A 15,456-nucleotide genomic window follows, 5' to 3' on the forward strand; every position below is an offset into this window, starting at 1 on the left:
TCAGGAGGCGCGCGGCGTCTTCTGATTTGCCGGCGCGGCAATCACCTTGACGGAAGATTCCGCAAGCCCGTGATGTCCTTCCATATCGACGATGACATGCCAGTGACCGCTTTCCGGAACGGTGATCTTGATTGGCGATTTGCGTGCCACGCCGCCGATATATTTGAAATCGAGAACCTCGGTGAACCGCTGGAAATTCGGGGCCGTCATCAGGCGGACATTGTTCACCGCATTCAACGACACCTCGATGATCGTTCCGGCGCGTTGTTCCTTGAGATCGTAATGGGTGAAGCGAAAATTCGGTTTCATTGGTCTCGCGGCGTCTGAAGTCTCTGCGACGCGATTTTACCAGTATGTCAGTTAAGGAAAAGTTGGAACTCGGCCTTTCAGCTGACGTCTCCGCGCTTCGCCTCAGAGCGCGCCGAAAATGACGTAGAGTTCGACGCAGGCGAGCACCACACCAAAGACGATCAGCGCCTGGGCGGCGCGCTTCTCGCGCATCTGCTTACTGCCGCGGGTGATCCTGTGTGGACGAGGGAACCGAAAACCTGAGGGCATGGCATTTCGCATGGCATTTGACCTTTGCAGTGATGACGAAAGGCTAATGCCGCTTGCGATAGGAAATCCATTCGGAGCGAGGCGCGAAAATATAGGAATGACATAAAGACCAATGCGAGAAATTTCGAAGTGCGGTGTCGGAAAGACATGAGCGCCGCCGTCCTTGCGGTATCGACGCAAACATGGGAGCAAGGACATGTCGAAGATGACGCTGATTTCGATGATCGCAACGGCTGCCGCATTTCTGGCCGCGCCCGATATGGCGAGTGCCGACGGTACCGCGCCGGCGACTGAGGTGAAGAAGGCTGCAGCGCCGATTGTCAGGAAGGGAAGTCTGCCGGTCAACGGTATCGATTATTATTATGAGATCCGCGGCGAGGGCGAGCCGCTGCTGCTCCTTCACGGTGGCCTCGGGCAGATCGAGATGTTCGCGCCCGTCATGCCTGTCTTCACCGACCACCGGCAGGTGATCGCCGTCGATCTGCAGGGCCATGGCCGCACGCCCCTCGGCACGCGGCCGATCGACCTTCCGACCATCGGCGCCGATCTCGCTATCCTGATGAAGCAACTCGGTTACGACAAGCTCGACGTTTTCGGCTATTCCTTCGGCGGCGGGGTGGCGCTGAACATGGCGGCGAACGCGCCCGACCAAGTGCGCCGGCTGGTGATACTCTCGGCACCCTATGCGCAGAACGGCTTCTTCCCGGAGATGCTGCCGCAGCAGGCGGCCGTCGGCGCTGCTATGGCCGACATGATGAAGGACACACCGATGTTCCTCTCCTACAAGGCGGTGGCGCCTGACGTTTCGGAATTTCCGAAGCTGCTCGACGCCATGGGCGCACTGATGCGCGAACCCATCGACTATAGCGATGCCGTCGCCAAGCTCACCATGCCGGTCATGCTGATCTACGGCGATGCCGACATGATCCGCCCCGAGCACATGATCGACTTCTACCACAAGCTCGGCGGCGGTCTGCGCGATGCGGGCTGGATGCGGGAGAACATGTCGAAGAACCGGCTGGCGATCCTGCCCGATCTCACCCACTACGAGACCTTCGCTTCGCCCCTCATGGCGAATATGGCGATGACCTTCCTCGATGGTGGCGGCAAGGCGCCGAACTGGGCCGAGCAGGTCGGAAAGTAAGGGAAGGCGGCCAGGTTTCCCCCGGCCGCCCAGTCCTCTGCACTCAGCTGCTTTGGTTTTCCCGATCCAACTGGGTCACCAGCGCCAGGATCGTTTCCGAAACCGGGGTCGGCACGGCGCTCAGCCGGCCGAGCGCCACCACCATGCCGACCAGCGGCGTAATTTCGAGCGCCTTGCCGCCGATCAGGTCCTGCAGCATCGACGTGCGCACGCCGCCGATATGGCGCGATTGTTCCAGCCGCTGCTCGACGCTCATGCTGAACCGCGCGCCCAGGGCCTCGCCAACGGCGCGGACCTCACTCATCACCTTGCCTACGGTGGCCGAAAGGGCGGGATCCGCCATGATGTCGGTCATCAGCGCCCTGGTCAGCGCGCTGATCGGGTTGAAGGCGGCATTACCCATCAACTTGCTCCAGATCTCGCCGCGAATATCAGGTGTCGTCGTAATGCTGAGGCCGGCGCCGGTCAGCAGCGCGGCGATTGCCTCGAGATCGGGCGAGATTTCGCCGGAGGGCTCGCCGAGCACGAAGCGGCCGTTGTTGGCAAGCTGGATCTCGCCGGGGTTGATCACCTCGGCACCCTGATAAGCGACGCAGCCGATGACGCGCTCCGGCCCGATCAGCCGCCAGAGCCTGCCGCCGGGATCGAGCTCATCGAACTGCAGTTCGGCATGCCGGCTCTGGGTATCGCGGTGAAAATACCACCACGGAATGCCGTTGAGGATCATGATGACGCGGGTGCCCTCCTTGAGGAGGGCTGCAATGCCTTCGGCAGCGGGTGCCAGCTGATGCCCCTTTAGGCCGGTGATGACGAGATCCTGCGGCGGCAATGTCCCGGGATCGTCGGTCGCGGTAAGGCGAACATTGATCGGCCTTTCCGAATCGGCTTCGCGCAGGCTGAGACCGTTGTCGCGGATGGCGTCGAGATGGGCTCCACGCGCAACGACGGAGATGATGGTGTTGTTTCCGGCTTGGCTTGCAAGCTTGGCGGCGATAGCGCCGCCGAGTGCGCCAGCGCCATAGATGCAGATGGACTTGATGGACATGCTCGCCTCTTCATGGTGGTGATCGAACCTAGATCTAGGTCATTCCAGGTGTGAGGTGAATGCTAATTTGCCGCATCATGCGCTTTCCTGCGGTCACAGCGGCGCTGCCGCCGCATCCCGAGATCTGGGATGCGGCGGGCAGTGCCTTTCAGGCCAAGGCCGTTGCATCGCTTGGAAAATCCGTGGACAGCGCGAGTTCGCGCCAGGCGGCAAGTTCCTTTTCGACGCTGGCATGCTGCTGCTCGATGACGGCCACCGTGTCGCTGCCGAACGGCATCCTTAGCGGCGGATCGGCCGAGTTGACCATCGTCATGATGCCGGTGGCGAGCCTGGCGGGATTGCCGGGCTGGGCATGGTTGGCGTCGGCGGCGAAACTGCGCATGTTGCCGGCCGGCGTGCCTTCGTAATCGGCGATGGAGGCCGGGCTGATCGCCAGCGACGTGTCGGCGAGGAAGTCGGTGCGGAAGAAGCCGGGCTCGACGATCGTCACCTTGATGCCGAAAGGTTCGAGTTCGGCGGCCATCGATTCGGACAAGCCTTCGACAGCGAACTTCGTCGAGCCGTAGACGCCCCAGCCGGGATAGCCGAAGTAACCGCCGATCGAGGAAAAGTTAAGGACATGGCCGGAGCGCTGGCGGCGCATATAGGGCAGCACGGCGCGCGTCACCTTCAGGAGCCCGAAGACGTTCGTGGCATAGAGCTTTTCGATCTCTTCGGCGGTGGCTTCCTCGACAGCGCCGAGCAGGCCGTAGCCGGCATTGTTGACGAGAACATCGATACGGCCGAAGCGGGCGATGCCGGCAGCCGCTGCCTCCTTGGCCTGCGCCTCGTTGGTGACGTCGAGGGCAACGGCCAGCAGGTTCGGATGCTCGCCGAACTGCTCGGTGATGGTCTTCGGGTTGCGGGCAGTGGCGATAACGGCATCGCCTGACGCAAGGGCTTCCTTGGTCATCAGCGCGCCGAAGCCGCGGGATGCACCAGTGATGAACCATACTTTCATGACGAATTCCTTTCGAGAGCTATTTGGTTGGCGTCGCATCTCTGCGCTGACCGGTTGAATTTGACCGAAAATCCGTTGCTGTATAAGATTTGTTATTCTTGAAACTATGATGAGTGACATTCAGGAATGCGCGCCACCGAACTTTCCGAACTCGCTGCCTTCGCGGCCGTCGCCCGGCACAAAAGCTTCCGCAAGGCGGGCGAGGAGAGGGGTGTCACCGCCTCCGCGGTCAGCCACGCCGTGCTCAATCTCGAAGATCGGATCGGCATCCGCCTGCTCAACCGCACGACGCGCAGCGTTTCGCTGACCGAGGCCGGCGAACTGTTGATCTCGCATCTCGACCCGGCCTTCGGCGAAATGGCTGCGGCGCTGGATGCGCTGAACCGCTACCGCGACACGCCATTCGGCAAGGTGCGGATCAACGTTCCGAACTCGATCGGCCCCTTCGTCATCGGTCGTGTCATCGGCCCGTTGCTCAAAAAGAATCCCAATTTGCAGCTGGAGATCAACGCCACGGACAGGCTGGTCGATATCGTCGAAGAGGGCTTCGATGCCGGCATCCGCTTCGGCGAACGCGTCACCGAGGGCATGATCGCGTTGCGTATCAAGCCGCGCATCCGCTTGGTCGTCGTCGGCTCGCCCGCCTATTTCGAGACCCGGCCGAAACTGGCGACACCGCACGAACTCAAGCGCCATCTCTGCATCCAGAACATGTTTCCTTCAGGCGCGCGTTACGCCTGGGAATTCGAGAAGGACGGCCAGGCGGTGAGCTTTCAGCCGACCGGACCGCTGTCGCTCGACGATCACGAGCTGATGATGCAGGCAGCGCTCGGCGGCGTCGGCCTTGCCTATGTCTGGGAGCCGCGCGTGGAGAAGGCGATCGCCAGCGGCGAGTTGATCCAGGTGCTGGACGACTGGTGCCAGCCGGAGGAACCGCTCTATCTCTACTATCCGAGCCGCCGCCACATGTCGGCGGGCTTCAGGGCGTTCATCGACGCGATGAAGGCGGAGTAAAAGAGGCCAGCATGCCGGCGATGGTCTGAAGCGCCTCGAAGTAAACCGTAAGGTCGCGGGCGGGATCCGCCGGGAGCGCGGCCGCACGGAACACCTTGCCTCCCGTCGCCTCGACCCCTCCGTCGATCATCAGGTTGTCGGCCATCCCGTGATTTTCGATCGCAATGCCATCCGGTCCGCGTGGGCGCCCGCTCGTCTCATCGATATCGAGCCCCGCATACCAGATCGAGCGAACACGCAGACCGTAGTCGTCGGGGTGATTGGTATAGGCGAAGACCGCTTTTCCCAGCGCAATCATAAAGCCGATCTCATAGACCGTACCCGGATCAGCGCTGACGCCTCGAAAGGGAGTGATGTTGGCAAGGCAGATCTCGGCTCGACGCATGGCATCGTCGTTGCGTGCATAGATCTCTGCGGCCGTCCGCTTCACCGGCGTCTGGTTTTCGTCGCTGCCGGGACCGGTCGGCTCGAAGCCGAACTGGCGCGCCAATCGGCGTTTCTCGGCCATGATGGGCATGGCATCCGGAAGAAAGACTTCCGGGCCGGCAAGGTAAATGGTGGTCATCGGTATCCTTCACTCACAAGCAAGACGAAGCGCCGGGGGTAGGGGACAGCCAGGCACGTCGACCATTTCCGACGGAAGCGCGGCAAATGGCAAGCCGTGCCGGCAGGCATTGTTCAATTTTTTTTGGAGCAGCCTGACGAACCCAAAGTGAACGGGCAGCTGTCGACGTTCATTCCCGGCACGGCGGATGGACGTCCGGAGGAGCGGCCCCTATCTCCGTCATTCGAGCCGGGTTTTAGGCGGCGAGGCGATGTGCGCGGAATGAAAAAGCTTGGGGTTCGCGCCTGTCACCCTTTTGACTCCGGTGGACGAACCGGCCAAAGATGCCGCATGGCCAGTATCGTCGGGAGAGGTTGATGAACGGTCGGATTTTGCCAGTTGGTATTCGAAGAGCCCCAAAGCGGCTCAAATGTCTGTTCCCCGCTTTGGCTGCGCTGATGCTGCTCGCCTCGGCGGCGGTCGGGCGGGACATTGGGCCGCAAAGCCCGGCCTCGCGCGAACAGGTCGAAAAACTCGTCGGCCTCTGGAAGGATCACTTTGCCGGCGCAGATAGCCTGCAGCAGCGGCGGACAGCGTTCAGGACGCTGATGGAGACGACGCCGGGGCCGACGCGCATCCAGGTGCGGCAGGTCGATGCCGACGGCGTCGACGCCGAGCTGATGTGGCCTGCCCGTCTTCATCACCCGATCGGCCAAAGGGGGATCCTCTATATTCATGGCGGCGGCTTTTCCAGCGGCTCGATCCGCACGCATAGCCTGCTTGCCGGCTCGCTCGCCAAAGCCGCATCCAGCGACATTCTTCTCATTGATTATCGACTGATGCCCGAATATGCCTATCCCGCGCAGATCAACGACGCGCTGACGGCCTATCGCTGGCTTCTCGACAACGGCTATCGGAGCGAGAATGTCATCGTGGCCGGAGACGGCGCCGGCGGCAATATCGCGATCGAGACGGTGCTGCGGCAGATGCAGGCGGCAAAGCCGTTGCCGGCGGCTGTGATTGCGCTCAGCCCCATCACCGATCTTGCCGCGACGGGTGACTCCATGACATCAAACGCCGGAAGCGATCCGCTGGTCGGCAAGGACTGGATCGAGACCTTGCGCAAGACCTATCTCCGGAGCCGGTCTCTGACCGATCCCCAGGCATCGCCGCTCTACGCCGACATGGCCGGCTTTCCGCCGCTGTTGCTGCAGGTCGGCTCCGGCGAAGTCCTGCTGGACGATACGCTGCGGCTCGCCGACAAGGCGCGCGTGGCGGGCGTGGACGTCACCACCGAGGTATGGCCCGGCATGCCGCATCAGTGGCAGCTGTTTCCCTCGCTGCTCGACGATGCCGATCGGTCGAGCCAGAATATCGCCGAATTTGCGATCCGGCATTTTGCGGACAAACCGCAGGAATAGGGGCTGCAGGACTAGGCGTCCTGGCGCCTCCGTCATCGCATCATTGCGCGCGAGACGGTGACGGCGCCAGAGGCCGCTCGACCTCTCGGCCGACGCTGAGCGTCTTTCGCACATTCGGCTCCAGCCGCTCGATGTAGGCATGGTCGGGTGCAGCACCCAGCGCATCCAACATTTTCGAGAAGAAACACCGGGCCGCTGCAGCAGCCGTGACGTCGAAGACATCGGCGTCGCTCAGCCCGTGTTTCTTCAGCCCGTCGATGTCCTGCTGGGTCACCGACGTCGCATCGCGCGCCACCTTGGCGGCAAAGGCCATGATCGCGCGTTCGCCGGCATCGATCGGCGCCTTGTCCGTCTCGTTGACAACAGCCGTCAGCCCGTCGCTGGTGAAACCCTCGCGCAGCAGCACTGAGCCGTGCGCCAGCATGCAATAGGAGGATTTGAGCTCCTTGGCCGCCGCCAGCGTCACCAGCTCGTAGCGCCGCAAGCTCATATGGCCGCGAATGCTCGAAAGCAGCGCTGCCCAGCTCTCCATCACCTCCGGCCGATGGCCGAAGGCCCGATACATGTTCGGCAGATAACCATAGTTCGCCTCGGCCGACGCATACATCGACGTCGTCTTCTCGCTGGCGGATGCATTGGGGGTGTGAATGAAAGCCATGGCATGATCCTCCTCTATTGTGAGAAGGATAGGGTAGATATTCAGGACAGCAATCCTGAAATATCAGGCAGCGTCATTGGTCGCGGAAGCGTTACCACTTCTCTTGATGGGAAGGGTTACGATAAACGTCGATCCGCATCCTCTTGCGCTTCGAACCTCTATCGAGCCGTTATGCAGTTCGACGATCTGCTTAACCAGGTTGAGGCCGATACCGGTTCCGGCAATCCCGGTCGACGTCCGGGCACGAAAATAACGCTGGAACAGCCGGGGCACGTCTTCGGCATCGATCCCCACCCCATCATCGCTGATCGAAACTTTGACGTTCCCCGTTTCTGCCCATGCCGTGACGCGAATTTCGGAGGTTCCGGGCGCGTACTTGACGGCATTGGAAAGCAGGTTGGTAAAGACCTGCGCCAAAGTGCGGGGATCGGCGTCGATGAACTCCGGCAGCCCATCGATATCCAACACAAGCCTGTGCGACTTTGCGATCGTCGACTGCCGCTCGCAACAGGTTTTTATCAATGATCTCAATGCGCATGCGTCGTAGCTGATGTCGATCTTGCCGGTATCAAGGCGTCCGGCTGACAGGATGCTCTCCATGAGATCGACAATCCGGGTCACCGATGCGCGGATTTGATCGACCTTGTCGCTGAGAAATTCGGGCTCGACCGCCCCCCTTTTTCGCAGCAGCCGCTGGGCAGCAGCGTCGATGATTGCAAGTGGGGTCCTGAATTCATGGGATGCCATCGCAACGAATTGCCGCTGCAGCTCGTTGATGTTCCGCTCCTGCGCCAGCATTCGCTCGAGTTCTCGCGCCTGCCGCTCGACTTCCGCCGTGCGGCTCTTAACCGTCGCTTCGAGCTGATCGTGATGCCGGCGCAGCTCTTCGGCAAGCCGCACGGTCTTTGTCACGTCCTCATGCGTGGCCACGTATCCACCCGTTTGCATCGGATTGTGGGTGATCTTGATAACGCGTCCATCTGCCAAAACGATATTTTGGCTGGCCGGCGCACCGCGTGCTGTCGCTTCAAAGACCACGTCAAAATAGGCGGCGGTATCGGCCGGGCCATTTCCCTCTCGGCTGCGATAGGCGAGGATATCCACAAGTGGTGTCCCCGGTTGCGTTAGCAGGTCCGGCAGATTGTACATCCGCGCGTAGGAGGCGTTGCACAATATCAGGTTCTTGGTCGAATCGAACATGCACAGCCCATGCGGCATGTTGCTGAGCGCTGCGTCGAACCGGCGATGTTGTTCGGTCAGACTGTCTTCGACACGAATGAGAGTCGAGATGTCTTCGTAACTGAGGATCCAGCCTCCATCCCGCGATGGGGCGCAGGTCAGTGACACCATTCCTCCGTCGGAAAGGGCAAACTGAGACGTCGGCGGTCCACCGGCCGTCGACCGCCGGGATGCCACTGAACGGCAGTCTGCAGCGCCCGGCAATCCGTGGATATTCATGCCTTTGCGAATGGCGCCTTGCGGAAGACCGAGAATATCAAGCGTGCGTGAATTGAATGCCGTCACGGTACCGGCAGGATCAAGCAGAACAATGCCCTGAGGCAGGCTCTCCAGAATGGATTCAAACGAGTGTGACATCATCCGGCCCTGCTTCAGATCTGGCGCGTTGCACGTATTCGTAGCATTCGTCACAAACGATAAAGTTTCGCTAATGTCTATCGAATCGAGGGATGTTCGAGTGCGCATCGAGAAACAAGGGACGATCCTCTCCGACCATGTCGGCGAATACTTGGAGAAGCCGTAGCCCCAGAACGGTCAACTCGGCGCGCAGTTTCATGTCTCCATGTTCTCCACTGGGTTTGTCGCAGCGTCTATGAACGCAGAATAGGAGCCCTTCCTGCTTTTGCCGGAATGTCCGCCCATTGCGCCGCATAGATCGCTTCGACGGAAGTACCGGGCGAGCCCGAATCTTCCACATTTTTGCTGCCAACGCATCGGTCGGTCGTGCGCCACGCACGATTTTGCAGGTCGAAAAATATCGACATACGCCTCTCAGTCAGGGTCATTTTTTAGATCGTTCCAATTTTTATGATGAGATTCCGGCAATCGAGGAGGCGGAAATTTGCCGAATATGCTTCCAATGGATAACGGCACGTATAAATTTCACTTGACAGAATTGGAACGTTCCAAATATTTAAAGCGATCGGTCGATCGTTGGCGCGGGAGGAAGATGTGACAAAGGCGCGGGTAACCGTCATTGACATTGCGAAAGCCGCAGGCGTCTCGAAATCGACGGTTTCGCTGGTGCTTCAGGGCTCCTCGCTGGTCAATGAGGGGACGCGTACCAAGGTCAATACGGTGATGCGCGAGCTGGGCTACGTCTACAATCGCGGCGCCGCCAATCTTCGGCAGGCCAGTGCCAAGTCGAGGATCATCGGGGTCGTCGTCAACGACCTGACGAACAGCTTCTTCGCGGAGCTGGCAGTCGGCGTCGATATGGTCGTTCAGTCGGCCGGGTTCGTGCAATTCCTGTCGAACACCAGCGAGAGCATCGATAGGCAGCGCGAGGTTGTCGCATCGATGCGGGAACATGGCATTTCGGGACTCATCGTGTCGCCGGCGCGCGCTACCGATGCCGCAGACTTCAAGCCGCTTGTCGCCGCGGGGATTCCGGTGGTGGTCGTCGTCAGAAACCTGCCTGGCGCCAAAGTCTCGTCCGTCGTCTCCGACAACCAGGCTGGCATGAGGTCCGCGGTCAAGCACCTGGCGGAGCTCGGTCACAAGCGCATCGCTTTTCTCGGCGGCTTTCCCGACACCGCTGTCTTCGACGACCGCCTTGCCGGTTATCGAAACGGCATGGAGGCAGCCGGGCTCGACTATCACCAAGAACTTGTCATCTCGTCTGCGCCTTCGCGAGCCGGTGGGGTGGAGGCGATCGGAAAGGCAATCGTTCTTACCGACAAACCCACGGCAGCCGTCTGCTTCAACGATGCCGTCGCCTTCGGTGTTTGCGACGGATTACGTGCCCGCCGTCTGGAGCCCGGCTCCGACTTCGCGGTCGTCGGTTTCGACGACGTCATCGAGGCTCAGGCGGCGGTTCCGGCGCTCACGACGGTCTCGGTCGATCCGCAGGGCATTGGCCGCCGGGGCGCTCAGCTGCTTCTCAAGCAGATCAATGCGGGCAAGGCCGAGGCGGAGACGGTGACAACAGCCGTTCGGCTGGTTGTTCGCGAGAGCTGTGGCGCCCGCAAGAGCGTAAAAATCGAAACAGGACTCTGAGTAAGGCCCATGAAGAAGCATCTCACCCCGACCGAAGCGGCCGCGCTGATCCCGGATGGCGCTGTTGTAACGGTGTCTTCCTCGAGCGGTCTTGGTTGCCCGGACCTCATGCTGAAGGCGATTGGCGAGCGTTTCGATGCGACCGGCCATCCCCGTGATATCACCACCCTTCATCCTATCGCCGCCGGCGACATGAGCGGCATCAAGGGCGTCGACCATATCGCCAAGAAGGGGCTGCTCAAGCGCATCATCGGTGGTTCCTATCCGTCCGGTCCGTCGTCGTCAGAGCCGCCGCTGATCTGGCAAATGATCACCAACAACGAAATCCCGGCCTACAACATTCCCTCGGGTATCCTCTTCGACATTCATCGCGAGGCCGCCGCGAAGCGGCCGGGTGTCCTGACCAAGATCGGCATCGACACATTCGTCGATCCCAAGCGGCAGGGTTGCGCGATGAACGGCCTGGCTTCGGAGCATCCGGTGGTCAGGCGTGTGCGCTTCGAGGGCGACGACTGGCTGTTCTTTCCCTCGATCGTCCCTGAGGTCGCCATCATCCGCGCCACCACCGCCGACGAGCGCGGCAACCTGACATATGAACATGAAGGCGCCTATCTCGGCGGCCTCGATCAGGCGCTGGCCGCACGCAACAACGGCGGCATCGTCATCGCCCAGGTCAAGCGGATCACCAAGGAAGGCTCGCTGAAGCCCCATGACGTCCGGGTGCCCGGAATGCTGGTCGATTATGTGATCGTCGATCCGGAACAGAAGCAGACGACCCAGACGCAATATGATCCGGCAATTTCCGGGGAGATCTTCCGCCCGCTCGATAGTTTCAGCGTTCCGGAATTCAACGTTCAGAAAGTCATCGCGCGTCGTGTCGCGCAGGAACTGCAAGCGGGAAGCTGCGTCAATCTCGGCTTCGGCATATCGGCCAACGTGCCGCGAATTCTGCTGGAGGAGGGGCTCCACGGCGCGGTCACCTGGGTCATTGAGCAAGGTGCTGTCGGTGGGGTGCCGCTGCTCGACTTCGCCTTTGGCTGCGCCTCCAATGCGGACGCCTATATGCCGTCTCCCTATCAGTTCACCTATTTCCAGGGTGCAGGCTTCGATGCCTCGCTGCTGTCCTTCCTCGAGATCGGCAAAGACGGTTCGGTCAACGTCTCCAAGCTCTCCTTCCGGCCGCATGTGACGGCTGGCGCCGGAGGCTTTGTCGACATCACGGCGCGGGCGAAGAAGATCGTATTCTCAGGCATGTTCAACGCCGGAGCGAAGCTTTCGATCTCCGATGGCGCTCTTCTCATCGAGAAGGAAGGCAAGTTGAAGAAACTCGTGAACGAGGTCGAGCATGTCACCTTCAGCGGCAGGCGCGCGATCGAGCAGGGGCAGGAGATCACCTATGTCACCGAGCGGTGCGTGATGAAGCTGACGCCCGATGGCGTCGTCCTCACCGAGATTGCGCCAGGCGTCGATCTCCAGTCCCACATCCTCGATCAGTCGGAGTTTCCGCTAATCGTGGCGCCCGGCCTGAAGGTCATGGACGCCGCGCTCTTCGGGGAGGCAAACCTCGGCCTGTCGCTTCCAGAAAAAAGGGCACGGATGCTGGAGAGCAGCTTCGATGGCTAGCGGAACAGTCAGAATTGACGTCGATGGACATGTTGCGACGCTGACGATTTCTCGTCCGGAGAAGCTGAACGCGCTCGATCTCGACATGCTCAAGGCGTTGGCGGACGCGGCCGACGAGGTGGAGGCCAACGCCAATGTGCGCGCTGCCATTCTGACAGGCGAAGGAAAGGGCTTTTCCGCCGGCGGCGATATCAAGGCCTGGGGCGGAATGTTGCCTCAGGAGTTCGGTCATCTCTGGGTTCGCCACGGCCACCGTATCTTCGAAAGACTGGCGACGCTCCGGATGCCGCTGATCGCGGCTCTGAACGGCCATGCCCTCGGGGGAGGGCTTGAACTTGCGGGGGTTGCGGACATTCGCCTCGCCGAGCAGCACATCAAGATCGGCCTGCCGGAAACCGGTCTTGGAATGGTGCCGGGCTGGTCCGGGACGCAGCGTCTCGTCCGCCGGTTCGGGGCGCAGGCGGTCCGGCGTATGGCCCTGGGTGGCGAAATATTCACCGCCGAGGAGGCACGCCTGCTCGGGATCGTAGACGCGGTCGTTCCCACAGGAAATGCGCTCGCGGCCGCCCGGGAATATGCGCAGCGGATCGCCGCAAGGGGGGCGGCTGCGACCGAGATCGCGAAGTTGATGATCGCATCGGCAAACGGCGAAGACAATGGAACCGCGGTGGAAGCCCTGGGCTCGATCCTCGCCGCGAAGACCGGCGATCTAAAGGAGGGCGTCGCATCATTCAGCGAGAAGCGCCCGGCAACGTTCAAGGGAGAATGGTAATGACGGTTCTCGTCAACCCCACCGCGCTCAGCGACCACAAAGCGCGTGATTTCAAGATGCTCATCGATGGCAAATGGGAGGCAGGCAGCTCCGATCCGATCGAGCGTGTCGCTCCAAGCCATGGTGTCGTGGTCAGCCGGTTTCCGACCGGCAGCAAGAGGGACGCCGAGCGCGCGATCGCCGCGGCACGCAAGGCCTTCGACCTCGGGCCGTGGCCCCGAATGACCGCTTCTGAACGTTCCGCCATCCTGCTCAAGGCTGCGGATTTGATCGCGGCGCGTGCAGAGGAGCTGGCATTTCTCGATGCGATCGAGGCAGGAAAACCGATCACGCAGGTACGGGGAGAAATTGCCGGCTCGGTTGACATATGGCGCTACGCGGCGGCTCTTGCCCGCGACCTCCATGGTGAAAGCTACAACACGCTCGGCGATGGCACACTCGGCGTCGTCTTGCGCGAAGCGATCGGGGTGGTGTCGATCATCACACCCTGGAACTTTCCGTTCCTGATCGTCGGCCAGAAGCTGCCATTCGCTCTGGCCGCAGGTTGCACGACGGTCGTCAAGCCCTCGGAACTGACTTCGGGATCGACGCTGGTGCTGGGAGAGATCCTGCAGGAGGCAGGCATTCCGGATGGCGTCGTCAACATTGTCACCGGTACGGGACCAGAGGTCGGCGCGGTCATGACGTCCCATCCTGACGTCGACATGGTGTCCTTCACCGGCTCGACCGGTGTCGGAAAGCTGACGATGTCGAATGCCGCACAGACGCTGAAGAAGGTCTCGCTGGAACTGGGTGGGAAGAACCCGCAGATCGTGTTTCCGGATGCCGATCTCGATGCCTTCATCGATGCGGCGGTCTTCGGCGCATACTTCAATGCCGGCGAGTGCTGCAATGCCGGCTCGCGGCTGATCCTTCACAAATCAATCGCTTCCGATGTCGTCAAGCGGATCGCCGAGTTGTCGAAGGCAGTGAAGGTCGGCGACCCGCTCGATCCTTCGACGCAGGTCGGCGCCATCATCACGCCTGAGCATCTGGAGAAGATATCAGGATACGTCGCCGGCGCGAGGGGCAGCGGTGCCCGGGTCGCGCATGGCGGCGAGACGCTCGATCTCGGCATGGGGCAGTTCATGTCGCCGACGATCCTCGAAGAGGTCACCCCCGATATGGCCGTGGCGCGCGAGGAAGTCTTTGGTCCTGTGCTTTCGGTCCTGACATTCGAGACATCGGCCGAAGCGATCAGGATTGCGAATTCCATAGACTACGGCCTGTCGGCCGGTGTCTGGAGCCGCGATTTCGACACGTGCCTGACGATCGGCCGGTCGGTGCGGGCAGGGACGGTCTGGATGAACACCTTCATGGACGGCGCCTCGGAACTTCCCTTTGGCGGTTACAAGCAAAGCGGCCTCGGCCGTGAGCTCGGCCGCCATGCGGTTGAAGATTACACGGAGACCAAGACGCTCAACATGCATATCGGCAAACGCACCAGCTGGTGGATGCCGCAGACGAAAAAGCCGGCTTAGCCGGCGGCTGAACTACGCCCGGGGAGGGCGGGTGATTGGTGCGGGAATGGGTCCCGCATCTTCCAAATTTGAACTGGGAGGTTCTTCGATGAATAAGTTTTTGACCACGACCGCAATGATTGCATTGGCTCTGGCCGGCGCTAGCGTGTCCGTCCATGCCGCCGACGTGAAGGAAGTGCAGATGCTGCACTGGTGGACATCGGGCGGCGAGGCGGCGGCGCTGAACGTCTTGAAGCAGGATCTTTCGAAGGAAGGTTTTGCCTGGAAGGATGTGCCGGTTGCCGGCGGTGGCGGCGATGCGGCGATGACGGCGCTGAAGGCGATGGTTGCGGCCGGCACCTATCCGACCGCCTCGCAGATGCTGGGCTATACCGTGCTCGATTATGCTCAGGCCGGCGTCATGGGCGATCTGACGGAGACGGCCAAGAAGGAAGGCTGGGACAAGTCGGTTCCGGCAGCGCTGCAGAAGTTCTCGGTCTATGACGGCAAGTGGGTTGCAGCCCCGGTCAACGTCCACTCGGTCAACTGGCTGTGGATCAACAAGGCTGTGATGGACAAGATCGGCGGCACCCAGCCGAAGACCTTCGACGAGCTGATCGCACTGCTCGACAAGGCCAAGGCTGCCGGCGTGATCCCGCTGGCGCTTGGCGGCCAGAACTGGCAGGAAGCGACGATGTTCGATTCCATCGTGCTATCGACCGGCGGGCCTGAGTTCTACAAGAAGGCCTTCAACGACCTCGACGAGGAATCGCTGAAGTCCGACACGATGAAGAAGTCGTTCGATAACCTCGCCACGATCATCAAATATGTCGACCCGAACTTCTCGGGCCGCGACTGGAACCTGGCAACCGCCATGGTCATCAAGGGTGACGCGCTGGTGCAGGTGATGGGCGACTGGGCCAAGGGCGAATTCGTCGCCG

15 protein-coding genes are annotated in these 15,456 nt (G+C 61.2%); 8 read left to right on the plus strand and 7 right to left on the minus strand.

What is annotated here, in order from left to right; translation table 11 throughout:
• A complete protein-coding gene (locus ACM5SV_RS11450) occupies positions 1-309 on the minus strand; it encodes a DUF1883 domain-containing protein (protein WP_221973220.1) in 309 nt (102 codons plus the stop codon).
• Positions 310-754: 445 nt separating this feature from the next.
• Here ACM5SV_RS11450 and ACM5SV_RS11455 point away from each other — a divergent pair, with 445 nt between their 5' ends.
• The gene (locus ACM5SV_RS11455; protein ID WP_222014266.1) at positions 755-1,702 is read left to right on the plus strand and encodes an alpha/beta fold hydrolase; all 948 of its coding nucleotides are present in this window, start codon (positions 755-757) and stop codon (positions 1,700-1,702) included.
• Between the two features lie 43 nt (positions 1,703-1,745).
• On the opposite strand, the gene ACM5SV_RS11460 is transcribed toward ACM5SV_RS11455, so the two are convergent.
• Both ACM5SV_RS11460 and ACM5SV_RS11465 read right to left on the minus strand, forming a co-directional pair.
• Positions 1,746-2,747, minus strand: a complete 1,002-nt coding sequence (locus ACM5SV_RS11460) for a ketopantoate reductase family protein (RefSeq protein WP_222014265.1) — start codon at positions 2,745-2,747, stop codon at positions 1,746-1,748.
• A gap of 148 nt (positions 2,748-2,895) precedes the next feature.
• Positions 2,896-3,747 (minus strand): oxidoreductase, encoded by an 852-nt coding sequence (locus tag ACM5SV_RS11465; protein WP_222014264.1) that lies wholly within the window; start codon positions 3,745-3,747, stop codon positions 2,896-2,898.
• Positions 3,748-3,873: 126 nt separating this feature from the next.
• On the opposite strand from ACM5SV_RS11465, the gene ACM5SV_RS11470 reads away from it, so the two are divergent.
• On the plus strand, positions 3,874-4,761 hold the full coding sequence (locus ACM5SV_RS11470) for a LysR family transcriptional regulator (RefSeq protein WP_012757041.1): 888 nt from the start codon (positions 3,874-3,876) through the stop codon (positions 4,759-4,761).
• Here the strand turns inward: ACM5SV_RS11470 and ACM5SV_RS11475 are convergent.
• A complete protein-coding gene (locus tag ACM5SV_RS11475; protein ID WP_012757042.1) occupies positions 4,736-5,326 on the minus strand; it encodes a nucleoside 2-deoxyribosyltransferase in 591 nt (196 codons plus the stop codon). The genes ACM5SV_RS11470 and ACM5SV_RS11475 overlap by 26 nt on opposite strands.
• 425 nt (positions 5,327-5,751) lie before the next feature.
• On the opposite strand from ACM5SV_RS11475, the gene ACM5SV_RS11480 reads away from it, so the two are divergent.
• On the plus strand, positions 5,752-6,726 hold the full coding sequence (locus tag ACM5SV_RS11480) for an alpha/beta hydrolase (RefSeq protein WP_222014455.1): 975 nt from the start codon (positions 5,752-5,754) through the stop codon (positions 6,724-6,726).
• Between the two features lie 40 nt (positions 6,727-6,766).
• On the opposite strand, the gene ACM5SV_RS11485 is transcribed toward ACM5SV_RS11480, so the two are convergent.
• From ACM5SV_RS11485 to ACM5SV_RS11495, 3 genes are all read right to left on the minus strand, one after another.
• Positions 6,767-7,384, minus strand: a complete 618-nt coding sequence (locus ACM5SV_RS11485; protein WP_012757044.1) for a carboxymuconolactone decarboxylase family protein — start codon at positions 7,382-7,384, stop codon at positions 6,767-6,769.
• A gap of 63 nt (positions 7,385-7,447) precedes the next feature.
• Positions 7,448-8,983 carry a sensor histidine kinase gene (locus ACM5SV_RS11490; protein ID WP_012757045.1) on the minus strand — a complete coding sequence of 512 codons (1,536 nt, stop codon included), beginning with the start codon at positions 8,981-8,983 and terminating at the stop codon, positions 7,448-7,450.
• Positions 8,984-9,213: 230 nt separating this feature from the next.
• Positions 9,214-9,387 carry a hypothetical protein gene (locus ACM5SV_RS11495; protein ID WP_017993663.1) on the minus strand — a complete coding sequence of 58 codons (174 nt, stop codon included), beginning with the start codon at positions 9,385-9,387 and terminating at the stop codon, positions 9,214-9,216.
• A 187-nt stretch (positions 9,388-9,574) separates the two neighbouring features.
• On the opposite strand from ACM5SV_RS11495, the gene ACM5SV_RS11500 reads away from it, so the two are divergent.
• The 5 genes from ACM5SV_RS11500 to ACM5SV_RS11520 all read left to right on the plus strand — a co-directional run.
• Positions 9,575-10,621 (plus strand): LacI family DNA-binding transcriptional regulator, encoded by a 1,047-nt coding sequence (locus tag ACM5SV_RS11500; RefSeq protein ID WP_222014263.1) that lies wholly within the window; start codon positions 9,575-9,577, stop codon positions 10,619-10,621.
• 9 nt (positions 10,622-10,630) lie between these two features.
• On the plus strand, positions 10,631-12,244 hold the full coding sequence (locus tag ACM5SV_RS11505; protein ID WP_222014262.1) for an acyl CoA:acetate/3-ketoacid CoA transferase: 1,614 nt from the start codon (positions 10,631-10,633) through the stop codon (positions 12,242-12,244).
• A complete protein-coding gene (locus ACM5SV_RS11510) occupies positions 12,237-13,016 on the plus strand; it encodes an enoyl-CoA hydratase/isomerase family protein (protein WP_130686240.1) in 780 nt (259 codons plus the stop codon). The genes ACM5SV_RS11505 and ACM5SV_RS11510 overlap by 8 nt, the downstream gene beginning before the upstream one ends.
• Positions 13,016-14,536, plus strand: coding sequence for an aldehyde dehydrogenase family protein (locus ACM5SV_RS11515; RefSeq protein WP_128439661.1), 1,521 nt, complete (start codon positions 13,016-13,018; stop codon positions 14,534-14,536). Before ACM5SV_RS11510 ends, ACM5SV_RS11515 begins: the two co-directional genes overlap by 1 nt.
• 88 nt (positions 14,537-14,624) lie before the next feature.
• The coding region (locus ACM5SV_RS11520; protein WP_419425184.1) for an ABC transporter substrate-binding protein at positions 14,625-15,456 on the plus strand (832 nt) is incomplete at its 3' end.

It is taken from the genome of Rhizobium sp. CRRU65 (assembly GCF_048551595.1).
GTDB lineage: Bacteria > Pseudomonadota > Alphaproteobacteria > Rhizobiales > Rhizobiaceae > Rhizobium > Rhizobium leguminosarum_J.